The sequence below is a fragment of the Bacillus sp. COPE52 genome (assembly GCF_003355115.1).
Taxonomy (GTDB): domain Bacteria; phylum Bacillota; class Bacilli; order Bacillales; family Bacillaceae_G; genus Bacillus_A; species Bacillus_A toyonensis.
Genome location: NZ_CP031292.1, coordinates 2591614 through 2618136, shown reverse-complemented (window position 1 = coordinate 2618136; position 26523 = coordinate 2591614). Strand labels below are relative to the sequence as shown.

At 33.7% G+C, this 26523-nt stretch carries 34 protein-coding genes, 1 pseudogene and 1 riboswitch; of the genes and pseudogenes, 6 read left to right on the top strand and 29 right to left on the bottom strand.

The window, feature by feature from the left end; genetic code table 11:
• The 8 genes from DPQ31_RS12965 to DPQ31_RS12930 all read right to left on the bottom strand — a co-directional run.
• Positions 1-209, bottom strand: a 209-nt coding sequence (locus tag DPQ31_RS12965) for an exosporium leader peptide-containing protein (protein WP_395934775.1), incomplete at its 3' end; no start/stop codon positions are given.
• Between the two features lie 802 nt (positions 210-1011).
• On the bottom strand, positions 1012-2898 hold the full coding sequence (locus DPQ31_RS29690; RefSeq protein WP_208732011.1) for a peptidase G2 autoproteolytic cleavage domain-containing protein: 1887 nt from the start codon (positions 2896-2898) through the stop codon (positions 1012-1014).
• A 389-nt stretch (positions 2899-3287) separates the two neighbouring features.
• Positions 3288-3830 (bottom strand): site-specific integrase, encoded by a 543-nt coding sequence (locus DPQ31_RS12955; RefSeq protein ID WP_208732010.1) that lies wholly within the window; start codon positions 3828-3830, stop codon positions 3288-3290.
• Positions 3830-4312, bottom strand: a complete 483-nt coding sequence (locus tag DPQ31_RS12950) for an ArpU family phage packaging/lysis transcriptional regulator (protein ID WP_208732009.1) — start codon at positions 4310-4312, stop codon at positions 3830-3832. Before DPQ31_RS12950 ends, DPQ31_RS12955 begins: the two co-directional genes overlap by 1 nt.
• A gap of 27 nt (positions 4313-4339) precedes the next feature.
• Complete coding sequence (locus DPQ31_RS12945; protein ID WP_098627887.1) at positions 4340-4510, bottom strand: hypothetical protein; 171 nt, start codon at positions 4508-4510, stop codon at positions 4340-4342.
• A gap of 731 nt (positions 4511-5241) precedes the next feature.
• On the bottom strand, positions 5242-5820 hold the full coding sequence (locus DPQ31_RS12940; RefSeq protein ID WP_087969236.1) for a GNAT family N-acetyltransferase: 579 nt from the start codon (positions 5818-5820) through the stop codon (positions 5242-5244).
• 1373 nt (positions 5821-7193) lie between these two features.
• Positions 7194-7388, bottom strand: coding sequence for a MerR family transcriptional regulator (locus tag DPQ31_RS12935; protein ID WP_199631776.1), 195 nt, complete (start codon positions 7386-7388; stop codon positions 7194-7196).
• A gap of 15 nt (positions 7389-7403) precedes the next feature.
• Positions 7404-7676, bottom strand: coding sequence for a hypothetical protein (locus DPQ31_RS12930; protein WP_199631777.1), 273 nt, complete (start codon positions 7674-7676; stop codon positions 7404-7406).
• 527 nt (positions 7677-8203) lie between these two features.
• On the opposite strand from DPQ31_RS12930, the gene DPQ31_RS12925 reads away from it, so the two are divergent.
• Both DPQ31_RS12925 and DPQ31_RS12920 read left to right on the top strand, forming a co-directional pair.
• Positions 8204-8452: a hypothetical protein gene (locus DPQ31_RS12925; RefSeq protein ID WP_033728672.1), complete on the top strand. Its 249-nt coding sequence runs from the start codon at positions 8204-8206 to the stop codon at positions 8450-8452.
• A gap of 166 nt (positions 8453-8618) precedes the next feature.
• Positions 8619-9026 (top strand): magnetosome magnetite crystal formation protein family, encoded by a 408-nt coding sequence (locus DPQ31_RS12920; RefSeq protein WP_199631778.1) that lies wholly within the window; start codon positions 8619-8621, stop codon positions 9024-9026.
• A 111-nt stretch (positions 9027-9137) separates the two neighbouring features.
• Here the strand turns inward: DPQ31_RS12920 and DPQ31_RS12915 are convergent, their stop codons facing one another.
• The 9 genes from DPQ31_RS12915 to DPQ31_RS12875 form a co-directional block, all read right to left on the bottom strand.
• On the bottom strand, positions 9138-9593 hold the full coding sequence (locus DPQ31_RS12915) for a nucleoside triphosphate pyrophosphohydrolase family protein (RefSeq protein ID WP_208732008.1): 456 nt from the start codon (positions 9591-9593) through the stop codon (positions 9138-9140).
• A 15-nt stretch (positions 9594-9608) separates the two neighbouring features.
• A complete protein-coding gene (locus DPQ31_RS12910) occupies positions 9609-10037 on the bottom strand; it encodes a hypothetical protein (protein ID WP_199631780.1) in 429 nt (142 codons plus the stop codon).
• 12 nt (positions 10038-10049) lie between these two features.
• Positions 10050-10304, bottom strand: coding sequence for a hypothetical protein (locus DPQ31_RS12905; RefSeq protein ID WP_097880804.1), 255 nt, complete (start codon positions 10302-10304; stop codon positions 10050-10052).
• Between the two features lie 14 nt (positions 10305-10318).
• Positions 10319-10492 carry a DUF3954 domain-containing protein gene (locus tag DPQ31_RS12900; protein ID WP_000805161.1) on the bottom strand — a complete coding sequence of 58 codons (174 nt, stop codon included), beginning with the start codon at positions 10490-10492 and terminating at the stop codon, positions 10319-10321.
• Between the two features lie 25 nt (positions 10493-10517).
• Positions 10518-10712 (bottom strand): hypothetical protein, encoded by a 195-nt coding sequence (locus DPQ31_RS12895; protein ID WP_098653000.1) that lies wholly within the window; start codon positions 10710-10712, stop codon positions 10518-10520.
• Positions 10713-10714: 2 nt separating this feature from the next.
• Positions 10715-11578 (bottom strand): ATP-binding protein, encoded by an 864-nt coding sequence (locus DPQ31_RS12890; protein WP_208732007.1) that lies wholly within the window; start codon positions 11576-11578, stop codon positions 10715-10717.
• Entirely contained in the window at positions 11526-12248 is a 723-nt protein-coding gene (locus tag DPQ31_RS12885) for a DnaD domain protein (RefSeq protein ID WP_208732006.1), read from the bottom strand. The genes DPQ31_RS12890 and DPQ31_RS12885 overlap by 53 nt, the downstream gene beginning before the upstream one ends.
• A 401-nt stretch (positions 12249-12649) precedes the next feature.
• Positions 12650-12925, bottom strand: a complete 276-nt coding sequence (locus tag DPQ31_RS12880; RefSeq protein ID WP_000522026.1) for a helix-turn-helix domain-containing protein — start codon at positions 12923-12925, stop codon at positions 12650-12652.
• 70 nt (positions 12926-12995) lie between these two features.
• Positions 12996-13199, bottom strand: a complete 204-nt coding sequence (locus DPQ31_RS12875; RefSeq protein WP_208732005.1) for a helix-turn-helix domain-containing protein — start codon at positions 13197-13199, stop codon at positions 12996-12998.
• Between the two features lie 202 nt (positions 13200-13401).
• On the opposite strand from DPQ31_RS12875, the gene DPQ31_RS12870 reads away from it, so the two are divergent.
• Positions 13402-13749 carry a helix-turn-helix domain-containing protein gene (locus DPQ31_RS12870; RefSeq protein ID WP_208732004.1) on the top strand — a complete coding sequence of 116 codons (348 nt, stop codon included), beginning with the start codon at positions 13402-13404 and terminating at the stop codon, positions 13747-13749.
• Between the two features lie 5 nt (positions 13750-13754).
• Here the strand turns inward: DPQ31_RS12870 and DPQ31_RS12865 are convergent, their stop codons facing one another.
• The 3 genes from DPQ31_RS12865 to DPQ31_RS12855 all read right to left on the bottom strand — a co-directional run bounded on the left by DPQ31_RS12865 (position 13755) and on the right by DPQ31_RS12855 (position 15416).
• On the bottom strand, positions 13755-13904 hold the full coding sequence (locus tag DPQ31_RS12865; protein ID WP_208732003.1) for a hypothetical protein: 150 nt from the start codon (positions 13902-13904) through the stop codon (positions 13755-13757).
• A 153-nt stretch (positions 13905-14057) separates the two neighbouring features.
• The gene (locus tag DPQ31_RS12860; protein ID WP_208732002.1) at positions 14058-14210 is read right to left on the bottom strand and encodes a hypothetical protein; all 153 of its coding nucleotides are present in this window, start codon (positions 14208-14210) and stop codon (positions 14058-14060) included.
• A 39-nt stretch (positions 14211-14249) separates the two neighbouring features.
• Positions 14250-15416: an AimR family lysis-lysogeny pheromone receptor gene (locus DPQ31_RS12855; protein ID WP_208732001.1), complete on the bottom strand. Its 1167-nt coding sequence runs from the start codon at positions 15414-15416 to the stop codon at positions 14250-14252.
• 650 nt (positions 15417-16066) lie between these two features.
• Here DPQ31_RS12855 and DPQ31_RS12850 point away from each other — a divergent pair.
• Positions 16067-17176, top strand: coding sequence for a site-specific integrase (locus tag DPQ31_RS12850; RefSeq protein ID WP_208732000.1), 1110 nt, complete (start codon positions 16067-16069; stop codon positions 17174-17176).
• 68 nt (positions 17177-17244) lie between these two features.
• Here DPQ31_RS12850 and DPQ31_RS12845 read toward each other — a convergent pair whose 3' ends face one another.
• The 4 genes and pseudogenes from DPQ31_RS12845 to DPQ31_RS12830 form a co-directional block, all read right to left on the bottom strand.
• Positions 17245-17913, bottom strand: coding sequence for a pPIWI_RE module domain-containing protein (locus DPQ31_RS12845; RefSeq protein WP_208731999.1), 669 nt, complete (start codon positions 17911-17913; stop codon positions 17245-17247).
• 364 nt (positions 17914-18277) lie between these two features.
• A pseudogene (locus DPQ31_RS12840) lies at positions 18278-18397 on the bottom strand (HNH endonuclease); the annotation flags it as partial.
• A 13-nt stretch (positions 18398-18410) separates the two neighbouring features.
• Complete coding sequence (locus DPQ31_RS12835) at positions 18411-18647, bottom strand: hypothetical protein (protein ID WP_000368156.1); 237 nt, start codon at positions 18645-18647, stop codon at positions 18411-18413.
• 62 nt (positions 18648-18709) lie between these two features.
• A complete protein-coding gene (locus DPQ31_RS12830; protein ID WP_001293571.1) occupies positions 18710-18877 on the bottom strand; it encodes a hypothetical protein in 168 nt (55 codons plus the stop codon).
• 642 nt (positions 18878-19519) lie between these two features.
• Here DPQ31_RS12830 and DPQ31_RS12825 point away from each other — a divergent pair.
• Positions 19520-19825, top strand: coding sequence for a WGxxGxxG family protein (locus tag DPQ31_RS12825; protein WP_016108512.1), 306 nt, complete (start codon positions 19520-19522; stop codon positions 19823-19825).
• 314 nt (positions 19826-20139) lie between these two features.
• On the opposite strand, the gene DPQ31_RS12820 is transcribed toward DPQ31_RS12825, so the two are convergent.
• Positions 20140-20550, bottom strand: coding sequence for a hypothetical protein (locus DPQ31_RS12820; protein WP_208731998.1), 411 nt, complete (start codon positions 20548-20550; stop codon positions 20140-20142).
• Positions 20551-20755: 205 nt separating this feature from the next.
• Between DPQ31_RS12820 and DPQ31_RS12815 the strand changes: the two genes are divergently transcribed.
• Complete coding sequence (locus tag DPQ31_RS12815) at positions 20756-21895, top strand: Ig-like domain-containing protein (protein ID WP_208731997.1); 1140 nt, start codon at positions 20756-20758, stop codon at positions 21893-21895.
• 611 nt (positions 21896-22506) lie between these two features.
• On the opposite strand, the gene DPQ31_RS12810 is transcribed toward DPQ31_RS12815, so the two are convergent.
• The 4 genes from DPQ31_RS12810 to ddlB form a co-directional block, all read right to left on the bottom strand.
• Positions 22507-22839: a DUF898 family protein gene (locus tag DPQ31_RS12810; protein WP_016108509.1), complete on the bottom strand. Its 333-nt coding sequence runs from the start codon at positions 22837-22839 to the stop codon at positions 22507-22509.
• Positions 22840-23640: 801 nt separating this feature from the next.
• A complete protein-coding gene (locus DPQ31_RS12805) occupies positions 23641-23970 on the bottom strand; it encodes a heterocycloanthracin/sonorensin family bacteriocin (protein WP_208731996.1) in 330 nt (109 codons plus the stop codon).
• Positions 23971-24610: 640 nt separating this feature from the next.
• Complete coding sequence (gene tenA / locus DPQ31_RS12800; protein ID WP_000144532.1) at positions 24611-25300, bottom strand: thiaminase II; 690 nt, start codon at positions 25298-25300, stop codon at positions 24611-24613.
• Positions 25301-25426: 126 nt separating this feature from the next.
• Positions 25427-25532, bottom strand: a riboswitch (TPP riboswitch).
• A 73-nt stretch (positions 25533-25605) separates the two neighbouring features.
• On the bottom strand, positions 25606-26520 hold the full coding sequence (gene ddlB / locus DPQ31_RS12795) for a D-alanine--D-alanine ligase (RefSeq protein WP_208731995.1): 915 nt from the start codon (positions 26518-26520) through the stop codon (positions 25606-25608).
• Positions 26521-26523: the final 3 nt, after the last annotated feature.

The window sequence follows — 26523 nt, the reverse complement described above, 5'->3', positions numbered from 1 at the left end:
GTTGCTCCAGTTGGGCCTGTTACTCCGGTTGAACCGGTTACTCCGGTTGGACCTGTTGCTCCAGTTGGGCCTGTTGCTCCAGTTGAACCGGTTGCTCCAGTTGGTAATACAAACGGAGGAATAGGTGAAAAGGTAGGGCCAACTAAGCTTGGATCTATTGCAGCACTATGCAAAAATTCATACCCCTTCACTTCATTCTCTTTCCTCATTTATTCCCCTCCTGAAATTCACTATATTTATACTAAATGTAGAAGAATAGTCAAAAGAAGCATTGTATTTTTCAAATAAAAATAACTCTTCCTCAAAATCAAGCTAATATAAGATTGTTATACGTTTTATACAATAACCTTTATTACCTATCCGTCCCCAAAATAAAAAGCACACGCATGAATGCTATATCACTACTTTTTACTTTGTAATTTAAATAAGGTAAATGCAGTTTTATTCTTCCAGTCACCTAATGTTGTTTCCTTCACTTGCAACACAAATTTTATTAAGTAACTGGAAGAATAAAAAAAGTATCCCTCATTAACGGTATAATATGCTGATTTCAGGTTTTATGTACCCCCATTTTAAAGCTGTTTAGTATGTTATAAAAGTATCTTTATGAGTTTTGTTTTCCGCCACTTCTCACAATACAAATATATCACGCTGTTTCCAAAACAACCGGCACATTCGCGGTCAAAAAGCGGTCACGTTACTGCCACTTATTTTTTCTTTTCACTATCACTTGTCCTTATACAGCTTCTTCTAATGAGTTACCCATATCTTATATTGTGTGTAACTGATCCTATCACTGAATCCCTTGATATCATTGATTTCATTTCACTTTCTCTTTTGAGTTACAAAGTACGAAAATTATGAGTAACTGTATAAGGATACCACCAGCATTTTTCAAAATAGCCTACGCTATGTAAAAAAATAAAATAAGCTGTCCATGTGGGCAGCTTATTTACATAATTTTTGTTATTGGAAGTGAAAATCATCATAATATATATGATCGTTTGTCTTTTAGCGAACTAAAATCATAATTTGATTTGGTCCTGTGCGTTTCATTACTCGATATCCTTCACTTGATGCAGTTGCGATACCTTCATTATTAGGTTTACAATATTTCTTCGGTCGACATGTTCCATCATCTCGAACTAGAAGTTTTCCAACAAGACCAACAGGAACCCATTCAGGTCTTTGTAAACGCGGGATATACTCTTGCAAGGAGTCCCATTCAGGGTTTAATATAGGTTCGTTTTTTGTAAAGGATGGATGGATCACTCTTCCATCGTCATCTTTTTTCTCTGGTACAACAACTTCATGATATTGAGTTCTGCCCCATTCATCTTTTACAAAGAGATTATGCCAGCGTAAATCACTTGCATCTGCAATCATAGCTGGTGTTGCACTCACTACCCCCAGAACATAATCATCATTTGCATTTGCTTTTCGTATTTTGTCACCGTCTCCATCTAAAGTTACAAAGTATCCAACATCAATTGAGTTTCCATCAATGGTTTCAAACATTTCTGCATAATCCGCAGCAGCAGGGGACAATACAACACCGTCGAGGTAAAGGTTTCCTGTTGCCCCTTCAATTATAGCGGAATTTAATGATGGTCCAACAGCAAGACCATTCGCCAAATGCCAAGAAAATTGGAATATTGTGCTTCCATTTTGCCCCATGATATGAGAACCTGTATGAGCCACATTTACAATGGTATTAACCCCTTCAGCGTGGGAAAAATCTGCATTTGCTGTTGTGCTCAATCCTTCGGCATGGGAGTGGTTTCCACTTGCTGTTGTGTTTGAGCCTTCCGCATGAGAGAAATCTCCACTTGCTGTTGTGACGCTTCCTTCCGCATGAGAGACAAATCCACTTGCAACCGTACCACTTCCTTCAGCATGAGAGAGATCTCCACTTGCTGTTGTTCCATTTCCTTCAGCATGAGAGGCGAATCCGCTTGCTGTTGTGTTTGCTCCTTCAGCATGGGAGATAAATCCACTTGCTATTGTGTTTGCTCCTTCAGCATGGGAGATAAATCCACTTGCTGTTGTGTTCGACCCTTCGGCATGGGAGGTATTTCCACTTGCTTTTGTGTTCGATCCTTCAGCATGAGAGCCAGGTTCACTTGCTGTTGTGCCGGATCCTTCGGCATGGGAGGCAAATCCACTTGCTATTGTGTTTACTCCTTCGGCATGGGAGACACCTCCACTTGCTGTTGTGCTCGATCCTTCAGCATGGGAACAGTCCCCAAACGCTTGGGTGGTACATCCCTCCGCATGAGTAGCAATTCCTTGTGCAAGTGTTGTATCACCTTCAGCATGGGAGGCAAATCCACTTGCAACCGTACCACTTCCTTCTGCCACAGAACAGCCGTTATCAGGATCAGTTCTAATACAGATTGTCGCGGTTGGTCCTGTAGGTCCAATATCTCCCGTAGGTCCAGTGTCTCCCGTAGGTCCGGTGTCTCCCATAGGTCCGGTGTCTCCCGTAGGTCCGGTGTCTCCCGTAGGTCCAGTGTCTCCTGTTGGACCTGGTGGTCCTCCAGATGGCCCGGTAGGTCCTGTCGGTCCTGGTGGCCCTCCAGATGGCCCTGTTGGACCAGTATCTCCCGTTGATCCCGTTGGCCCTGTTGGCCCCGTTGACCCTGTTGGTCCGGTTGAGCCTGTTGAGCCTGTTGAACCTGTTGGGCCTGTTAGTCCGGTTGAGCCTGTTGGGCCGGTTGAGCCTGTTGGGCCGGTTGAGCCTGTTGGGCCGGTTAGTCCGGTTGAGCCTGTTGGGCCTGTTGGTAAAGTAAAAGAAGGAATAGGTGGTAATGTAGGACCAATCAAATTTGGATCTACTGCAGGGGCACTTAATAAATCATCCGGTATAAGACCATCCCATTTCTTTTTATTAAACATGATTCACCTCCAAAAACTTTTATCCTAACTAATAAATGCATAAAATAAAAGTAATAAAAAAACGTTATATCATTTTTATGACGCATGTTATATATAAAGAATCTTTTTTATAAACTAGTTTTATATGTTTAGTTTTGTATATCGTATACATGCTTTTTTAACATAATGCATTATTATCGGTAGCAAGGAAAAGGGAGGAAACTATACTCTCACCAAGGAACTTTCTTTTTGGGTTCTATGGATCTATACATTTTTTTATACATTCCTATCCTAGAGCAGTTTTAGAGTTCTTGTTTGTTACTAGAACTCTAAAAAATCTTGCATACTCTTAGCATGAGTTTTCTTCAAAATGCTACAATACCCCTAGATTTAAAAAGAAAAAGCAATGCTTAGATTTTAAACCTAGTCATTGCTTTATCCATTGCATCTTGGTTTACCCCTATATAACGTAACGTGACCTTCTCTGACGAGTGATTGAATATCTCCATGAGTAATGCTATGTTTTTTGTTTGCATGTACATATGATACCCGTAGGTCTTCCTTAATGTATGTGTTCCTATTTCATCTAATCCGAACTCTGCCGCCGCTCCACTTAGTATCTTATATGCCATGCTACGACCGATTGGACGATTCCTACCTTGTCTACTTTGTAATAAACACTCATTATCTTTTCTTTCTTCGATAAACCATTTAAGCTCTCTTTTCAATGCTGCAGTAATTTGTATTCGTTTCTGTTTCCCTGTTTTCTTTTCTCTCATAGATATATGACTGCCTTTGACATCCCCTACCTTCAGTTTTAGAATATCCGAGATTCTGAGACCTGTATTAATGCCCATAATGAAAAGAATGTAATTACGTAAACTCTTTTCCTTAAAATAATCTTTTAACTGCTGTATTTGCTCTGGATCACGTATTGGCTGAACAAAATTCATTATTCAATCCCTCCAGTTTCTTCTGTCTCGTAAACTTCTAATCTAAGAGCAAAAGCAAGTTTATAAAACACTCTAGCCTTAACACGTCGATACGTGCGCTCACTCATACCAATTTCGTTATAAACCATATAATCACATACATCTTCATCTTCTAAATAACGCTTAATGATAATATTTCTTTGATCTTCTCCTGCACGCCCATTACCCAAACGATTTAGGAATTGATCGATACGAAATGATGTTTTCTTAATCCACTCTTCTCGTTTACTTTGTTGTATATTAGCCATCGCTACATCTTCTAATGGCTTTCCTACATCATTTGTAGGTCCGTGATATCTAATTTCATAAGAAGGAGTGACTTTCATTTCTTCACGCATCATTCCAAACTGTCTATATAAACGTACATTTTCGAGAACACCTTCTAATTTTTTCTGCGTTGCTGTTCTATCAATTTTTGGTAAGAAAGATAATTGTTTAGTCATGTAAGACCACTCCTTTTTATTTTTAAATTACTTTTGTCTTATTGCCCCACGTCTGCGTTCATAACAAGGTCTATGCATCCCCATTAAATCCTCAATCTCACGAGTGCTTAATTTCTCTTTTCGTTTTTTCTTATTTTTCTTTTTAGCTTGTTTTGATTGCTTTTTCCATTCGCGTAACTGATCTTTTAGCGCCTTCATTTCCCCATCTCCCTTTTCAAAAATAAAAAGGACACCTATCCCTAAAACAGCTTTAATTGCCGCTTTAATGAATTGGTGTCCTCTAGTTTTCTAGCCGGACTATATTCAGTTTGCTTTCACTTTAAAAGGAGTATTTTGTTCAGTTTCTTATAAAGTGTTAATATTCTTCATAAAGGAGGTCTACTAATGAAAAATTCCTGGAAGAAAGTTTCTTTAATTACTTTCATAGTAATTGTCCTTTTAATAATTTTATATTTTGGTGGTATGTCATTTTTTTGGAACCACCCCTGAATAAAGCTCAATATTCCGTCCATACTATAGATAACCCATCTTTAATGTGCTGTAACCATATAGATCTTCTTTAAGACTGAGCAGTTAGCTTTTGCTGGCTGCTCTTTTTATGTTTTTAAGCGAATAAAATTCTAAAAATTATCTAACACTATAAATAAGGCTTTAAAAAGCCGGTTTTTCCCACTCTAGCTTTCTTGGTCGAGAGCCGAGCAGTTAGCTTTTGCTAGCTGCTCTTTTGTATTAAATCAATAATAAAATTTTGTTCTTATTTCTTTTTCACATCATATATTTCTAATCTAGCCGTTCCTTTCAGAGAGTTACCTCCTATCTTAAAGAGCACTGATGCATGGTGCTCTTTTTTAGTTTCCTTATTTCTACAAAATGAAATTTTTATTATATTTTTACGAATTTCATATCTTGTTTAATTACCTACTATCCTTTCATGATTCGACATGTATACAAAATGAATCTCCCTCACTAACATTAAATTCTTCTTTCAGTATTCCAAAAACAATGTGGTCTACATAGTGATCGTATAACCACATGTTTTGTCTTATACAACCTTCATACGTAAAACCTAATCGTTTTGCAATTGCTTTACTTTTATAATTTTCAGAAGCTACCCTTATCTCAATACGATTAAGATTCAATTCTCTAAAAGCATATTCAAGTAGTACTTTACACGCTTTTGTCACTAATCCTTTACCTTGAAATTCTTTTCCTAACCAATACCCTATAGAAGCGCACTTATGGAGTGAATTAATACCATAATATCCAATTTCCCCCGCCAAATTACCTTTGTAATAAATACCTGCACGCAATCCACTATTTTCTGCATATTGTTGCAACGTTGATTTAATATATTCTTCACTATCTTCTACAGTTTGATTTGTGTCTACCCACGGAAGCCATTCACGCAGATAATTTCTCGAGCTATATATAAGTTCAAATAACTCTTTTGCATCTTTTAATTCTAATTTCTTTAATGTAATATTTTCATCAATTTGATAAATAAACATATTATTTCCTCCTCGAATACAAACTTTCTCAAAGGTAAAATTCTATATTTATAGAATTTTACCTTCTATACAATTCGAATTTATAATTAAAAAATATTTATTTATCCATTGAATGAAAAATAATCAGATACCAAATAGCGTTTTTATTAAAAACTACTCACATTTAAGCTGGACAAGCATATGTTATTGTATGAAGAATCGCCACTCATAAGATTCTTACCTTTCTTATCTAGAGCACACTTATTTGTGTGCTTCTTTTGTATGTGCTATGAAATAAAGATTTTGTTATAAAATTTCACCTATATAAAAAACATACATACAATATCTTGGGTATCCTTTTTCAATATTAGTTTTGATCAGAGCACCTTCCTCTCAAGGCGCTCTTTAATTTTCAAATAAGGACTTTGTTAAAAAAATTAATAAAATTCAATATCTCGCTAATACTAAATACATTACAATCTGCTTTTTACCCAGGTTGTATCAAAAAAAGCAGTTAATACATCAAACTGTTCTTTGTTGTTCTTATTTTTTACATACAACATACATTGTTAGTAAGTTCGTTATGTTCACAGAATTAGTTACCTCCTATCTTTAGAGCACCGTAAACGAGTGCTCTTTTTATATCGACTTCACCAACGAAGCAGTTTTGTCATACCTTAATATTGAAAAGGCATTCAAAATTCATTTCATAAAAGCTTAGTCAAAGAGCACTTATATACAGTGCTCTTTTTTATTTCCCTTTTGTTACAAAATAAAATTCAGGTTCCTTTTCACTCCCGTATAACATTTCCAATTACGTTTATACTATAACTGTAACTTCAAGTTACATATCTGTACTTGTAGGGCCTAATTTCCTTTGTACTACGAGTAAATCGCAAAACAGTTAGTTCACTGAACTAGCTGTTTTGTATTTTAACCATTTCTGCAAGAATGAAATCTATATGTATAATTTCTAAAGTAAAATCCATACTATATTTAGGTCTTAACAACTAAAACCCTTATTTTAGACTAAGACCTAACAAACCGCTCCTCTCCCTTCCTTGGGACTAAGCAGTTAGCCTTTGCTAGCTGCCTTTTTTGAGTTTTTCCGAATAAAATTCTAAACTATGTCCAATACTATAAATGGGCTGATACAGCTTGAATTCACAGTGACCTCTGTAATGTTCTTTTCCCTTTCTCTGAAGGCTGAGCAGTTAACTTTTGTTAACTGCTCTTTTGTATTGAGTTGATAATAAATTTTAGGTCTTATTTCTCTTCTACGCCATATACTTTTAACCTAAGTATCTAGCTCAAAGTGTTACCTCCTATCTTAAAGAGCACTTATGCATGGTGCTCTTTTTTAGTTTCCTTATTTCTACAAAATGAAATTTTTATTAATCTTCCTCAAGTTCCGTAACAGTTATATAATTTCTAGCATTCTTCCGACTTGCTATTCTCCTTTGATACACTGGTCTTGTATAAAAACGAACCGTCGCAGGAAGCACGCCCATATAATCAGCGCATTCCTGTATAGTTCCGATACATAGCAATGATTCACCTTTATAAACAACGTACTCCCTTAAGTTCATTTCTCAATCTCCTTTTTATATATTTCGTCCTACTATTTTTCTGTTATCAATCTTCCAAATGAACATATCATCACTTGTCATCGGCTTTCTTCTGTTAACCCCTACCTTACTTGCTTCCTCTATATAACCCATTGCAAAATTCAAACCTTCATGGGACAGGTGAGGCAATATTTCCTCGAATAGATTTGTTATTTCTTGATCGTACTCGTTAAATCCACCAAATCTATGTTCATCAGCAAGTTCTTTTAACATCCGTACAATTTCTTTAACCTTTTGACACTTCTTCATGAGATATCACTACCTTTTCTAATAAAATAGCGTTTTTGTTCAGTTTCACTCTAAAAGTAAAATTTTCATTTTTTCATTCAACCAAGTTCATAACATATTCTTTTCCTCCGATAAAGTAATGATTAGGTGCCCCATACACATTTTATCCACTGGAAATAATACCTTTCACGTACTTACGTATTAGAAACTTCATTTCTGCTTCTTCTGCAATAGCAATTTTGTTCACTTTTTTGATACATTTATGAAACATTCACATGTTATCTTCAATATGTTCTATTCTTTTTGAAAAACCATGTGAGAATACCAAAACAAAAAGCCCTAGAGCCCTAACTCTAGGGCTTCTTGTTTTCAAATAAGGATTTTGTTAAATATTCAATTGAACCTTTTAACACTCTCCTTATTACTAGTCCACAAGATATTGAGAAACCTTATAAAATTGTAATACTAATGTAAGGTTTCTCAATATGAACCAATGTATTTATGTAGTAAACTATTTATCGGCAATACATATAAAAGGAGAAACATTTATGACTTTTGAAGACAATCGCAAATTAGGCATTCAACAAGGGTGTATAGTAATAACAGATCAATCGCAATATCTTGTTGTTAAAAAGAATGAAAATTATTCTTTATTAAGCATCGCAACTGCGGAATGCATAAACTTTGAGGTTTCACTTGAACATCTTGAAGAAATGGTCCAAGTAGATTTAAAAGAAAAAATTCGAGATATCATTCCACCAGAGAATATTAAAATCGTAGCTCAAAACAGAATATAAAATGTATTTTCTAAGAACACTTTCGGGTTTCAAATAACGCTTTTATTTAATTTAATACGTATTCTTTTCGATGCAGTATTCTATTACAATTAATTTTTATGTTATAATTATCTACAGCATATATATTAATAGGCACAACAAGTCTCATACATATAGGAGGACCTTAATGATCCTAACTCAAGAAAAGAACATAAAATTAATTATGCATTTTCTTACCGTATTATCTTTTTTTATTCTTATTTTCTTTAGTGTCACAATTTTTTATATACCATTGATTTTTTATTTCTTATGCAAATCACAGGACATTCGAAAAAATATTCTTGAAGCTGTTTTTTACCAACTATTCATTTGGATAATTACAATGATTTGGAATCTATTCGTAATAAGAATCTTAATGTTATCTTTATCTAACTTAGACTTAGCTTCAAACAACGCTTTGATTATTTTCGGAATAGCTCCTTTATATCTAATACTGCTTCTTTTATTAATTTTCGGACCTATAAAAGGAATTTTATATGTGCTACAAGAAAAAGACTTTCATTATCCTATTATTTCTAAATGGATTAAAAAATAAAAATACATGTAGAAGAATTCAGAGTTTTACTGAATTCTTCTTTTTATGGACCTTTCAAAGTCTTTTACATATTCCTCCGTTCCTTCTTCTTAATAAAATTCAAATTTGGTCTTACTTCACATCGACACGCGCTTGACTAGCTTCTCGACTAAATCCATCTGGATATCTTTTAGCTAATTTTGCGATATTCATTTCAGCAATATCTTGTAACGTATATCCTAATTCGTGCGCCATAATCGATACATAATACATAATGTCCCCAAGCTCTAAGGCTAATTTATAAGTGTTTCCGTCCTCTTCTCCTGGACAATGCAATGGTTGAAAACCATGTCCATGATAAATTGCTTTTTTAACAATATCAGCAACTTCACCAGCTTCTCCTGTAAGTCCTAAAGCTGCATTTGAAACACGTCCTCCAAAATCAATTTTGTTATTCCAAGTACGTAAAGTTGATTCTTGATAATCATTTAATTCACAAATTTGATTGATATCCATTACAACTTGTCCTTCCTTTGATTTACTGATTAACTTTGTTACTCCAAATACACCGTTTTCCATTGTTTTCATTGCCATCCGCTCCCTTTAACTAATATTTTTCTTTGCTCTTTTATTCCTAGCTGGTGTTGTAGCTGCTTTCTTTGGATCCCATCCGTAAGTTGCTACTCTTGATCTAAAAGTACTAGCACTAATCCCATTTTCTTCAGCTATCTTAGCCCAATCTTTTCTATCACTTTGTTTACGAACAGGAATAGTCGCTGCATCTTGTGGGTTCCATCCGCTATTGACTCTCCCATAAAACGTACTAGGAATAATTCCGTTTTCTTTTGCTAGTTTTAATAATTTGTTGAATTTTCCTTTGCCAATATGCCAGTATGCTCTTGGCGGTATTGTTAATGCTTCTTGTAATTCCCATCCATATGTGTAAACTCTCATGTAAAGAGCTCTTCTACTAATACCATTAGATTTAGCTACCTCATACTCTTCATTCGTTAACCACCGATTTAAGGTCATTTGTTTCCTCTCCTAATCTAGTGCCAAAAATTCAGCTCTGTTACGCTTCGAATGAATTACCCTAATCTTCTGAATACCTTTACCATGCTCTTCTAACGTTGCATTCCAAGCTTCAGCTTCACTCCTAGCATCAAAGCAATCCATCTTTTGCCGTTCCTCTTTATCGTAGAAATGCACTTCATAGCTTGGATTCAAAAACTTTTCACTGGTACTTATCGCGTTATAGTTAAAACTGCCTATAACATCATCAATTGTTAATTGCTTCATAATCGCATCCCCAGTTATTTGATTTTTTCTGTGATTGTAGTTGATACACGATCAACTTTTCCGCCTTGCCAAGTAATTACTTGTTCTCCGAATCCTGTTACTGGAGGATTCAGTGGCGTAACCTCACCATTCTTGACCACATAAATTTTATTATCAGTAACATCGATTTCGATTTTCGTAGGCTTCATACGACTGAAATCCCCCTTTTTCTTGTTAGCTAACTTTTTGTTGTTGATTACGTTGTAACTCTTGTTTCATTGATTCGAATTTTACTAGCCATGCTTGCCAACGCTTATCGTTTTCTTCTTGCTGTTGCTTTGCTACTTCACAGTTACAACCTTCCGTTAGAGTTACACCTGGATAAGTTTCTTTACGAATAATTCCTGTATCATGGCATAATGCGCACATTTTTAGTCCTCCTTTTTGAAATTTCGCAAGCTATAATTTTCACCGTACATTTTTATCACTTGGGTATCTTCCATAATTCGACTAAACTCACGTTCTCCATACATTCCAGCTAACTCCATAACACCAAAGTTTGTTGTAAATAAGTTTGTTCTACCTAACCTGCGCTCGAGAATATCCTTTGTTTTCGTTTTCTTCCAAGTAACGCCCTCGGCATCTTTTTCCGTAAACTCAGCTCCGAAGTCATCTAATACAAGTACATCTACATTTGCGAGAATAGACATTAGCTTGTCCTCTGTTAATTCGCTATTTTTATTCCACGTAGATGTGATTTTTGTAAAAAGTGCGTTCATTTCTATAAACATTGCACTGTAGCCTTTTCTCATAATTTCTTTTGTAGCCGCTACACATAAATGACTCTTTCCAACTCTATAGTCACCTGTAATTACAATACTTTCTGACTTGTTAGGATCAAAGTTTCTAGCAAAATCCATCATTACTTCTTTAGCATTTGCTAATTCCTGTGTAGGTGGTGTGTAACTATCAAATGTTGCTTTTTTCAATTTAGGATTAATAAGGCTGTTATCTGAAAACGAATCGTATAAATGAATAATTTCGTTTTTCTTCTTAATAGCTAATGTTTCCTTTGCAAGTTGTTGATCCTCTTGCTCTACCAATCTACATTGCGGACAAAACTCTTCATTTGTTTTTGTATCTATAAGTAAGCGTTTATTACAAACGTCTTTAATTTTTTCTTTTCCGACCAAGAAAATATTTGTACATCTATTAGGAGACAACACATAACTTTGATCAAATTTACTCAAAATCGTATTTTTCGATGAAGCTACTCTTTTTCCTAACGCTTGCATTGTTTTTCTCTCCTTTTTTAACTTTGTTTTTAAACTCAATTTCTGCCGCATTAACATCAACTAATGTACGGATATTTTTGTTAATCCACTGTTTTAAAATGCCCTCCGCATAATTCCATTTCTTCTGCTGTTTCAACGCACGTTCCATTGCTGCTTGTACAAGTTCTTCGCTTGTATCGTTTACCCATTGCGAAATGCTTTCCGCTATGAACGAATTTAAAATCCCAAAATTATTTTCGTAGAAAGAGAAGATGCTACTACTACTTTGTATATTAGTATTTTGTTTATTAGTACTTAGTTCTTTAGTACTTAGTAGTGTTGGATTTTCCATAAATGGAACTTCCACTTGTGGTTTTTCCATATGTGGATTCTCCACTTGTGGAACTTCATAAATAATTGTCTCCCAATTGGTTATCTTTCCTTTTTCGTTTTTTACAGGAAACCGTCTAACATAACCGAATTTTTTCAGTTCTTTCACTCCTACCCTTAAACTATCGATTCCATCTTTCGCATGAGTGGATATTTCCTCCATGTAAAACACCCAATCATCTGGTAAAGATAAAATGTAAGCCAATATTCCTTTTGCTTTCCAACTTAAACGTTCGTCTCGAAGACCTGTATTATTAATGGTTGTGTAATTTTTACTTTTATGAACTCGAAATGTTGCCATTTATTTACCTCCTCGTACAAACTGCCACATATGCTTGTCCACTCTTGATAATCCGTTGAATTTCATAATGCGGATAACCAACAATGAAACACTGTTCAAACATTTGTTTTATTTGATCTTTGCTAAGTCCCAAAACTCATTAGGTAATAGCACTTGATATTCAATTAAACCTATGTACTATTTCCCTACTTTCCGTGGTATACTTATATCAAATTGTTTCTCTTAAGGACCCACTGCCATGGGTCTTTTTATTTTGTTCTCCGTCACTCCAAGCCTAATTTTTATTGGCTTATACGTGATGTAAAACAACAATGATCCAAATGCGATTAGCATTCCTAATATAAATAATGATGTTGTGTCTTCCACTAAATCACCTCCTTATTTATCAGATACGCATACTTCTAAACAATCCTTGATTCTTCTTTTTTCGTTTCAAGCCATGCTTCTAAATCTTTCTGTAGAAAGAGTAACTTACGCCCATCCCTAATTACTGGAAACTGTGGATGGTTTGCTAATTCATACATTCGACAAACTGCTATGTTTAGATAAGCTGCCGCTTCCTTCACTCTCATTACTTTGTTTGGTTGTGCTTGTTGTTGAAATGAAGCTAATGCTGCTTGAATTTCCTCTCGAACAACTTCACGGATTGATTCTTTAATGATTTGATCTAATCCCATTTCGTTTTGCTCCTTTCCAAAAGGTTAAATTTAAGTTAACCCTTTGTTAAAAAAATATGATAACTATGAGTTAACCAATTAATAAATCATCTACTTTTACTTTGTACAACTTAGCTAACAAACCCAACTTAGAAATGCTAGGTTGTCGATTACCTGATTCCAGTAGAGAATACGCGCCTTTATGTGTGTATCCTAAGTGCGTGGCTACAAAAGTTTGACTATAACCACGTTGTTCTCTTAAGGATTTCACCTTCTCTATATTTAGTTTTATCATGTCATCACCTTTTGTTTAATTCGTTAATTTGAGTATACACAAAGGTTAACTTAAAGTAAACCCATAACTTTCAAAATTTTTAAAGGGTTGTCTTAGAGTTAACTTATCTGTTACATTTTATATAGTAAGTTACTGTAATACTATTAAAGTAATACACAATAGTGAAGTATCTGCATTTTTTGTAGAAGGAGAGAATTTTAAAATGAATCACGAATTGATTAGTCGTAGGGTAAAAGAAATTAGGACTGAAACATTAAAACTGAGCCAAAGAGAATTTTCTGAGGCATTAGGAGTAAGTAAGCCTCTTATATCTATGTGGGAAAACATTAATAATGAAAAAGGACCATCTAAAGAGATGGCGATTAAAGTTGCTAGATTAGCTAATATATCTGTTGCTTACGTACTTGGAGAGTCTGATGAAAAGAATCCTATCACAAGTGCTCAAGACGAATTTGAAGAATTAATAGCTCAATTCAGAGAAAAAGATCCAGAGAAACAAAAAGAGATTATGAAATTATTTAAAGACTTAATGAAACTAACAGGCGATTGATAGCATTAGAAGCTACCGATTGCCTGTTTCATTTTCATTATAATTTCAAGTGATTTTTCATCCCCCTCATGTGCTGCTTTCGTAACCTCCAAAAATTGCGCTTCGAATTCTGCTACTTCTGTTACTAATAAGTTTTCTATGTTCCCTTTATTCATCCCCAACATCCTCCAATATTTTTATAATAGTTTGTGAATCGTTCACAAAATTTCGGACTTTGCCTTTTTTTATAAAATCCGAACTTCTCCTAAAAGCACGAAATGCGACCACCCTTTTCAGGACGATCGCATTCATATATCTAATATTAAATTTTACCAGCCGCCACCGCCTGGTTCATTTGAATACATAATTACATTCTCATAGCTTTTAGCTTCTTGTTTTGGTTCTTCAACTTTTTTATCAGCTGAGAAAACAAACAACCCAGCAATTACTAATATCGGTAAAAGTATTAAAATCTTTTTCAATAAACTCACCCCATTCCACGGCTTAATTATACCATTTTTTCAAATATAGCCCAAATATAATTGTGGGATTTTTGCATAAAAAAGACTTTTTTTCTCTAAAAACATCTTGTGAGATTTCTCTAATAAATATTTATCATTTCTAGCCAATCCCATATAGCAAGTTTGGAATTCATTTAATGCTCCATTTTCTTTTTCTATCTCTAATAAATACGTTTCTGCTTTTTCTTTATTTCCTTTTTTCAATTCTAAATATGCATATCCATCCTTGTCTAAATCAGGCGGTACATCGTGTAAATCTCGATAATGGTGGATTTTCAAGAAAATTAATGTGTTCTTTACTCTTTGTATTTTTCTTTTTATATCATCGTTATCTTTAAAAATCCCATCATTTAATACAGTCAGTGCACATTCCAAGTATTTCTTAGACCTTTTGTAATCTTCGAAAATATACGATTCTCCTAAATTATAAAATGAATTAGCCTTTTGAATTTCGAAATTAGGATTTTTATCACAAATTTTAAATAGTTCTATAGAATTTTTACGAGCTTTTTCAATTTCATTTTGCATTAAATATGTTACGCACATTCCCTCTTTAATACGAACTAAATAACTGCTACGGATGTATTTATTAGAAATCTTTTGCGCTTTTTTCTCTACACGAACTATTCTTTTGAATAACAATTTATATTCTTTCATTTGGTAAAGTGTTTGGCATAATAATATCTCAATTAAAATCTTCATTTCATTAGAAGAAACATCTTTCTTCTTTTTATCTAGTTCATCGTAAAATGCATAAGGATCATACTTCGGTTCACTATCTTGTTTATCTCTGCAATGTTCGTAAATTATTTGATAAATCTCCGCCCATTCTCTATTAACATCTGTTGATGATTTTAACTCCTTATCAATCAACTCTTTTAAGGAGTCGAATTCTCGACGGAACGCTGCATACTCTAAAGCTTCCCTTTTGTTTTCTGGCTTAGCATACGTCAAGTACTCAATGATCATATCATTTTTAATTTCTGGAGCTTGTTGTTCATATAACCTCATCATGATTTTCACTAAATATATAAAACTAATTTCTGTGTGACCATTAAGAATATCGGATAATGTACTCTTGGCAATTCCGATATACTTCGCTAACTCTTCTCTAGTAATTTTTGAAGCAAATAGATCATCTGTAATTTTTCTTATTATTTCACTCATTACATATTTTCTATCTTCCTCAACCGTTATCTCATGCACTACATTTTGCCCCCCTTATTGGACAAAAAAGACACGTTGCCCCTAGGCTTTTACATTTAAAGGAAAACGTGTCATTATATCTAGATTGTATGTTATAATTATGTATGAAGACTTATGACAAGTGTTTTCCCTAGTCGGATTAGGGAGGACGGTGAAAGAGTGCGACCAACACTACTTTCACAGTCATGGGTCTTTTTACGTCCGTTGATTTTATTATTTTCATAATATCACATTTTTTCCAAAATTCTGTCCCATGATTATCAGAAAAATATTGAGAAAGTTTTAAAATCGCTATATACCAACGTTTCTCGATTGATATATAAATACAAAATATTATATGCAATTTTGCATTATTTCGTATTATGATTTTATACGAATATATTACCACTAATTGCTCACAAACAGAACGCAAGTTCTTGTTCGTGGGCAATTTTATTTTCTTAAACAATCATCGAATATAAAAGGATGATAATCATATCCTATCACTGAATTTGTACATATATGGTAAAATATATCCATCGCTGATATGTCCAAAAATGTAATTTTCATAGCAGCAAAATTACAACTAGACTTATACAACATGATTCAAAACAAATGAAGGAGTGTTTTAAGTGAAAGGACATATTCGAAAAAGAGGAAATAAGTATTGTATTGTTATTGATATTGGACCCGATCCAGAGACAGGAAAAAGAAGACAGAAATGGTTTTCTGGATATAAGACAAAAAAAGAAGCACAGGCTGATGTTGCGAAGAAGATTACAGAATTGAATGAAGGGACTTTTATAGAGCCGTCTAAGGTTACATTAAAGGAGTACCTAAATCATTGGCTAGAAATTAAAAGTATGAGTATAGAAAGGAGTACCTTTGTCGGCTATAGGGCATTTATCAACCAACATGTTATACCTTCTATAGGAATGGTTGCACTCCATAAATTAAATGTCATGCACATTCAAAAATGCTATAAAACTGCAATGGATAAAGGTATTGCAAACAATTCTATTCTGCTTACGCATAGAATTTTAAAGAGCACTTTAAATCTAGCTGTAAAACAAAATATTATTTCACAAAATCCTGCTGCTTTTGCTGAGATACCAAAAAAAGAAAGAACCTCTATCCAAACTTGGACAGAGGAAGAAGTAAAAAAGTTTCTTTTGCATTCACAAGAATCACGATATCACATTGGGTATCTACTTGCAATAACTACAGGTATGCGTATGGGAGAAGTTCTAGGCTTACGATGGCAGGACGTTGATTTTGCAAAACATACCGTTACAATAAATCAAACATCTGGCCATGACAATAAAATCAAAAAAACAGCAAAAACGAATTCGTCAAAGCGCACCATTCCTGTACCTAAAGAAACTATAGACTCCTTAAAAAGGCATAAGATTACGATTAATAAAGAGAAATTAAGATTTGGTTCTGCGTATCAAGATTTTGATTTAATTAATTGTAATGAGTTTGGAATGATTATAAAAAAAGCTAATTTCAGAAAAAATTTCATTAGAGCGACACACAACGCAGGCATAAAAGAAATTAAGTTCCATGATTTAAGACATACACATGCAACCATACTATTGAAACAAGGAGTTAATCCTAAAATTATCAGTGAAAGATTAGGTCATACAGACATTTCATTGACATTAAGTGTTTATTCTCATGTTTTACCGAATATGCAAGAAGAAGCTGTTAAAAACTTTGGAAAAAGCATTTTTGGATAACTTATGTTTGCAAAATGTTTGCATTCCATAAAAATAGGTCAAACAAACGTTGTTATATCAAGGTTTGTTTAACCTATCATCTTATATTCTTGGTAGAATCTCCGAATACCTACTGTAACCTTTAATAATGGAATATTCTCACCACCACGAGTTATACATTCAAATCGGTATACATAGGCGAAAAAGTCTTGTGTTTTTTCATCTTTAATCGGCTCTGACATTGCCTCACAAATATTTTGTGATCGAAGTGGAGAAAAATAGATTTCTTCATTTTTATTCTCAATTCGTATAGGTTGTACACAAAAAACATGTGAAATTAATGCGGGTACCCATTTAGAAAACGTTTCACTATCATGTAATACTGTTACATTCGAAATCAAATCGTCATGCCATTCATATTTTGGCGGTTCCATTAATTGATTCGGTTTCCAATCATGAATGACCTCATACCAACTTTGAAATATATAATCAAGTTGTTCTTGCCTAATTGGTTCTTTTGACACAATCCATGGCGTATTTTCATTTAATACATACGGATTATGCTGAATAAACAATATATCAGAAAACATATCATACAATCTTTCATTTAAACGCTTTAACTTATTAGTTAATAAAAATGTCTTATAATGTATCTCTACAATGTCTAGCCATTCAATCGGAAAATATATATATGATACATGTTCCTTTAAAAGTGGCTCTACTATATTTTTAAATGTTAATAACCGTAATTTTTCCATGTATTGAGTACTTCCTCTCTTCATTTATCTTGATTATCAAAAAACGAGAAACACCAATTACTGAATCTAAACAATTTAAAATTTAAAGTCTAAAAGAAGAATTTAAAACAATTTATTATAATAATACGTTATAAAAATGACACTTTTAAAAGTTACACGTAATTATCGAATACATCACCCCTAACATCTCAAATATATTACGTACACATTATATAATATATAGTTATATAATGTATTTATGATTTACAATAATTTTACAAAAAACAAATATAAAAAAGGAAGGCTTTCCGTACTAAAGTTCCCACTTGAGCGGTTTTTTGTCCATCTAAAGGTGGTGGTTGAGATAATACCGTTGCTACTAATCGTTGCGCTTGCACTCTTGGCATTCATAGTTGTCACGCTTCTTCACTTGTTCACGTGTACTTTTCTATTCACCACTGTCATAAAACTTACGCTTCTGTTGTTTGGTTTTGTATTCTTTCATTATCCTTTACCTATCAATATTGCATTAGCCTTATGAGCTTTAATAACTCTTCTATTGGAGTTCGTTCGATATATTCAATAGAATAAAGCATGTGTTCCCCACCATACAGTTTGTAATTTTTAAAACGATTAATATCTATCTTCGCTCGCTTGTATGTTTCCTCATGGGGTTTTAGATCTTTGTTATAAGCTGTTTCATCCACAGCTTGAAGACCGAGTACATCAATCTTATTTTGTAAATCGTTATCCATCTACCCTCACCCCTTATCTTTTTACATAATAAAAAGCACCCGAATGGATGCTTAAATTAAACTTATTCATTATCAATATCTTTACTTTCATCATTAACTGATTTCGGGTCTAACATGCTTCCTATATCAGGCGGCAAAGTTAACTCTATACCAGCTACTGGTTGATTATCCTCATTAAAATAATACTTCTTTATCTTATTCAATTCTTCATTCTTCTTATTTTCACTCATATTACCCCGCCTTTTATGTGTGATATTAAACACTTTACTTAATATGTACATTAAGAAAGGTAATATACTATTTTTTCATTATGAAAGGGCAACTGTGCACCAACTTCCCTTTCATAGTAATTTGATAACTATAAATCCAGTAAATGAAGTTTTATTCTTCTTCCAACCACCTAATGTTGTTTACATTTATCTACACAAACATTATTAAGTCCCTGGAAGAAGAGCAAAAGACCTTCTCCGTTTACACAACGTGAATTGCAATTGAATGTGAAAACAAGAAACAACTGTTCATCCAATCTACACCCATCGCCACCGGTTATGACGATCCATTTTCAGTTATAAGGAATTTTGCGAGCAATGTTTTCCGTCATTTCTCACAATACAAATATATCACTTTGATTTCAAAACAACCGGCACATTTACTGCCAAAAAGCAGTCATGAATCTGCCACTTATTTTAATTCGCTAATAACCTTTATTTCCCTAGACTACTTTAATACAACAGCCATAAAGAATCGATTGAAATTTATTTAGGTATTATGCTTGATCTGATTGTAGAACATGTACATGGTTTTATATATTTTCAACCGAATATTGTCTAAAGGAACTGGAGACATTATTAAATACGAAAGGAGGGAAAATCATGAAGAAAAAACTTTCATCTATTTTAGGTGCCCTTTTACTAACTATTACGGTTTTTGGTACAAGCGTCCATGCTGAATACGATGGATATAATACGAATAGAGTTAACGATAATAATATTACAACTCGAGTTAATGACTATAACACGAATAGAGTTAATAATGATGTGAGAACTCGAAATGTAAATACGACAAATGATTTAAATGATAATCGTAATAAAAATAATAATTGGACTTGGCTTGGTTTATTGGGACTTCTAGGATTATTTGGTCTTAGAAAAAAAGACAAAGATCCAGAAACACATTAATGTGGAACATTGCATTTAATTTTAAAAAATATTTATGTATCATCAAAAGAATGCAAAATGAATAAATTATAAATCGCCTTTAGTAAGGCGATTTTTTATTTTTTAAAATCAATAATGCTGTCACTTTACTCATAAGTTGGCCGAAAGTTTTAATAAGAAGCGTTATTTTGCCAAAATTAAAAACAACCATAACCTTGCCAAAGTGTATAGTTATAGTTCAAATGACACAAAAGTTGCTTATTGCTATTCAAATCTACTTCGCCTCGCTTAAACAAACGCTGTTATTATCCGAATAAATAAGTAAAGTTGTATTTTTAAGACGAAGAGCTACCTGAACCGCCAAGTAAACCACCAAGGGACTTTATCAACTTTTTCAATACTGGTGTAATATCTTCTTCGGAAGTTATTCTAATACACGGTAATTCAACTTGGAGTTTCGTACCCAAAAGAACAACTGTAATTGGAACTGGAATTGAAACGCAAAGAGCTTCTTTCCCATCACATTGACACTTATATTGTTGCTGTGGTTGTTGCTGTTGTTGCTGTTGTTGCTGTGGTTGTTGCTGTTGTGGTTGTTGCTGTTGCCATTGTTGTAGTTGTTGCCATTGTTGTGGCCTTACTCCTCTACTCATATCTATATTTCTGTTGTCCATTACAAAAGGATAAGACTCGTTTGGATAATACTGATGAAAAGAATTTTTGTATTCATAATGACCATTATTCATTTTTTCATCTCCTTCCCGTTACATCGTATTAACCTAGTAGCCAATGGGTTCATTTTAATTAATATTATCATTCGCTTATTATTTTATAGTAAAAAGCTCCCTTTACTTACCCATATCTTATATTGTGTGTAACTGCCCCTTTCGCTAAATTCCTTGGTAACATATATTGATTAAATGTATGATAAAGAAAGTGAGGCTAACACAAATGAACACTTCCAATCAATTTAACCCTCCTATTCTGTTTATCCCAAAAGAGAAAGAATGTTATGAAAAAAGAATATCTGTCTTGGTTTCCATCAAGATAGATCCTAAGACTTTATCTCTTTGTTCAAGTTCGAGCCATCAGTTTACTGCGACAGGTACGTATTCTGACAAATCAACTAGGGAGGTTACAAAACTTGTAGAGTGGTACTCTAGCAATCTTTCAAGTGCAATAGTTTCAAATGAGGAAGAAACAAAAGGTTTGACTACAGCAATTAATACTGGGGAAGCTCAAATTTTTGCAAGATTAGACGGAATCATGAGCTCGGATAGTTGTCTCACGGTTACTGAACCAGTGGTTCAAATGACAAATTTAAAGGGATCCAATGATTATACGTTGGATATAAATAAAACAGTTTCTACGACTGAGACAACCAGTATGAATTGTCCTAGTAGAACTTTCGTTTTTGGTAAGGGCGTCTTACTGCTTGAGAATGATGTTGCTTCCTATGATTTCGCCAAACAACTTTGGTCACTCACTCAATATACTGTTGTGCAAATATCTCCATCAATTATCAAAGATCAATACACTACAGGTAAACAACTGGCAGCGGATTACTGGTGTGTTTGGATCGGAATTCAAGGGAATATTACTAATCTGGACGTCATGGAAATGATGCAACCAGGAGGAATCATTGATGAATTCGTCAAGATTGGTGGGATTTTTATTGTACACGATACAGATAATAATCCAATAATCGTAACATCTCCTGAAGGATTTGAGTTCATTGGGGGTAAATCTGAGTCACTAACACAATTTTCGAGGCTTGTACAAATACCTGTGTCCTTTGAGTATCTTCGAACATATTTATATATTAACTCTATCAAGAAAGAAGGTAACTCTATGGCTCTTGAAACTAACTGTGAGACTTGTACTCCTCCTGAAGGTTCCACATCGATTCTTACTGTAGATATACCAGGTGGTCTAGCTATTAATCTATTGGGAATTCATATCGAAGCTTGTCCAATCTGCGTTACAGTATTTACTGATGGATCCGATACACTTACATCTCAACAACAAGATATCACAAATAATCTTATCAAAATCGTTCAGAATTTAGTTCCAAATATTCCTGGTGCTTAAAGGGAAATAGCTTGTAATTTAATACAGGGCTTGACCAAAAAACGGTCGAGTCTTTTTTTTTCAAAAATGCTGGAGCTCCCCCTAAAAGTGTGTGCTCCTCCTCAGTTTAATCTTGTAGGAAATTGAAAAGTATTTTCAAAGACGACATACCAACGAGAATTTGTGTCTATTCTGTATAGATGTGAGCAAGTTCGTTTGCAAACTTATTAGCACTTTTTTTAATTTTTTCTATTAAAAAACTTCACTGTATCTCTTCTATTACACATCGCTCTCACTACCATTATGACGAAAATCATCACTTAAAGAAGTAATTAATAAATCGACGCTTCCTTAACGTATAAGAAATTATCTTTTCTTTTTTAAATTTTTCATATACTGTAAAATCCGTATATTGTTGGTACTATCCCATGCCATCAAGACAATATTTTAAAGCATCCTCAAAACGAAAAATTCATATCACTACAACAGTTATTTGTGAGAATTTAGTGTGTTTTGGGGAACAACCAATTTCTTAAGTTGATGGGCATGGGCTATTTATCTATATTTGTGTTTTTCATGCCATAAATAAAAATACCAGTCATTATAGACTGGTATTATAAAGCTAATGTTTTTTAATTGATAAATGTAGTATTTTTTACTTTCCAGTCTTCAAGTTTAATAAAAACCCAAAATGAGTAGATTCCTAGAGTGATAATTGATAAGAACAACCATTTTATCCAATTACCAAACAAGCCAACAGCAGAACCATTGAATTTCATACGGTGCCCGTTAACTACTGTATGATTTATTTTCCAACCGTAAACCATACATAAAGCCCAAGGATAACAAATTCCAAGGGTACAAACTGTAATAAGTACACCGAGAATATTCCAACCAATAAAGCTGAATAATCCACCATCGAAAAATGAGTGGCGACCATTTTTTAATTCAGAACCGATTTCCATAAAAAAACTCCTAACATATATATTCATAATGACAAAAACAAATTATATCACAATAAAATGATTTACAGTCTATAAATCGTAATATACAGTAAAATAAAAATTCCTTGTAGAAACAAAAAACCTTATTCCATGTTCTCAATTTTGTATACTAGAGCAGTGCATTTTATACATACAGTTACATAGTTTTGTTACGTTCCAAAATTAATCAATAGTAATAAAAATAGATTATTAAATTTGTTAATCCGAATAAATATATTTTAAAATTACGCTCATTTCCATCAATCATACTGACTTTCACAAAGTTCATATCAATTAAGAGAATGAGTAGAAACTCAGATATAACAGCAAAAGATCGTAAAAGGTGCGGGGAGAAAAGATTATGTATTGGATTTTTTAAAATTCTTTTTGGATCAGGATGTTTACTCCAGAAACGTAAATATTTTAATTGGTTTTGTTCTTATTGGAAGTGGATTGTTAGTCTTGGTTGTAAAAGTGTATAAGGTTGTAAGAATTTATTTGTGATTAAGTTTAATTATGTAAGAAATATGAAAAGAGAAAGAAGGGCTGATAGCAGCTCTTCTTTTTGGTTCTGGTGCAATAAATCTACTTACGAAAGTCAAAGATTGCGTCAAGGGTATTGAACATAAAAAACATTCGATTTTTGATTTGAAATAAAGTCACAATGTTTATAAAAGATTGGATAAATTATTTCTCTAAATTAAAAGATGCTACGTCTGTTTTGATTTATCTCTTTTATAAAATTGTATAACGCTTTACAAAGTAGATTCCTTTTTTCTCTTATCAATATTCATATGTTACAATAGTACCAGTAGTATCAGTGGTACCATTAAAACCATTAAAACAATTAGAACAACCACCACAACCGCCACAGCCGCCACAGCCACCACAACCAAAACAACCAAAGCAACCAATACAACGGAATCCACCACAACGGAATCCACCACCACAACGACCGCCACAACCGCCACAACGACCGCAACCGCCACAGCGACGAGCAGCATCTTCAAAATAGTAGTATGGATATTGGTTTTGCTGGTCCCAATACACCATATTTCCAGACTGGTAATCATTAAGGCTTAACGCTTGTAGTTCTTGTTGAAACTTATTCATTTTCATGACCTCCGTTTATAAGCTTTAACTTCATCGATGCTTTCCTATATTTCTGTTCGTTAAATCTAAGTAGAAATAGCGGTATAAACTAAGTTCAATGCGTACACCTTTAAAATATGACCTATCACTAGACAATGCACCTTGTTCATATACCTATTTTTACTATGGGCTCATTTTTATAAATAGAAATTATAAAATGTAAATTCTTGCGTCATATCTTCATGCTTACTAAGTTCAATTCATTTCTCAATAACCATGATGCCGTATCCTATGTATTCCCGTATGCCGCTTAGATTTTTCTGTACTGTAAATGCCTCTCGTTATAACACTTCCATATACTTTCTGAGAGCACCTTCAGATATTCCTAATTTTTTATATACTTCACTAGGCGAATAAACAATCTAGTCCGTCGTAGCGTCAAAACACCTACTAGTGACAGGATTCAATGACGGTTAAGAAATTCCTACAAAAAAAAGCCCTGATTAGGACTTTTCATTCTACTTTTCCAGCAAGCTTTCCATGAAATTGCTAATTGAAAAAAAGACGCACTTAGATTGATACGTCTTTTTTGCGATACCCCTTTTTTGAAATCATATAAAGAGGTATTGTCCATACATATGTATAACAATACCTCTACTCTTTATCCAATTACATCTTTTACTTCTGTATCCACTGGCCATTTTTCTAATGTATAAGCCATTTCCCAAAATGAATATTCATATTGACTACTAATAATGAAATGCTGTTTCATACGCTTCCGATCAGACTCTGTCACTTGTTCAGCGATAGTATCTAATCGTGTAATTTGCTCTTCAACTAAAGTACGGAACCAATCAGATCCATAAGCAGAAATCCACTCTTTATAAATCGGCTCTTCTGGCTGGCATTCTTTTAAACGTTCACCAATTTCATAATATAGCCAGTAGCAAGGTAAAATTGCTGCGATAATATCCCCTAAATGCCCTTCATACGCCGCACGGTACATATGTGAAGTATACGCATATGCAGTTGGGGCAGGGATAAAATGACCTTTTTCTTCTTCCGTAATTCCTAATTTCTTTGCGAAATTCTCATGTAATGATAATTCTGCCTCGTATGTATTTTGAGCATGGTGTGCCATGCGAGCTGTCGTTTCTAATTCAAGAGCCTTTGCAGCTCCTAAAGTTTGTACTCTAGCAAAATGACTTAAATAATATGAATCTTGAAGTACGTAATAACGAAAACTTGCCAAATCTAACGTACCTTCACCAAGTTTTTTTACAAAAGGATGATGAAAACTTGCCTCCCAAATAGAATCTACTTCTTTACGTAATGTTTGTGAAAAAGTCATTTAAATTCCTCCAATAATGTATAAAATATATGTATTTATCCACAGTTATTAAATCTGTAAAACAAAAAAACTTTCTTTACAGGCGTAAAGAAAGTGAAATAGACAATATTAATGTATTCTTTAAATATAATCGTCTTCCCACTTCCCTACGCTGGTATTAACCAGATCAGGTACTAAGAGTCTCAAAATTATGTTTGATCTCAGCCTACAAAAGGCCCCCCTAGTGGATAAATATTTAGTTGTCGTATTGTAATTATCATAGCATACTTCGTGGAACTATCAAAAGTTTTAATTGTATAATTATCTTAAAAACCTTCTTCTTTCCTCACTCTTAATGAAGTTTCAATTATCATATCTAATAGTTTACTATAATTAATCCCCGCGGCATCTGCACTTTTTGGCAGTAAACTTGATTGGGTCATCCCTGGTAATGTATTAACCTCCATTACATATGGAATTCCGTCCTTCACCATCATATCAACCCTTGCATAAACACTACATTTTAATGCTTTATAACAAGCCAATGACGCTTTATTTACACGTTCCTTAATTTCAGTTGGAAGTTCAATAACTTCTTCAATTGTACTAACATCATCGTATTTTGCATTGTAGTCGAAAAACTCAGCTGCATGTCGAATTGAAACGATAGGTAACTGTTTACCATCAAAAATTGAACATGTAATCTCGTCACCTTTTATATACTTCTCAATTACTACTTCAGAATCCCATTCGAATACAGTTTCCAGCATTGAGATCAATTCATCTTTATCATTGACGATCTTTACGCCAACACTCGAGCCGCCAGAGTTTGGTTTTACCACTAACGGAAATCCTAACTTATCTAAATCATCAAGCTTTAGATCCGCCATTTTTGTAAGTTCAATCCAATCTGGTGTTTCTACTCCTTCATAACGCAAAATCTTTTTCGAAATATTTTTATCCATACATATACCGCTAGATAACATATTGCTGCCACTATATGGAATACCTAAACTCTCAAGCGTCCCTTGAACCGTACCATCTTCTCCGTATTTTCCGTGTAATGCTAGCAATGCAAAATCAATGTCTTTCGCTTTTTCAATTAAATCCATTTTTTCATTTAACGTAATTGGAACGATTTCATACTTATTTTTATCTAAATGTGCAATCATTTCATTTCCAGTCATAATTGATACTTGTTTTTCAGAGGATACTCCTCCCATAATAACGCCAATTCTCATTTT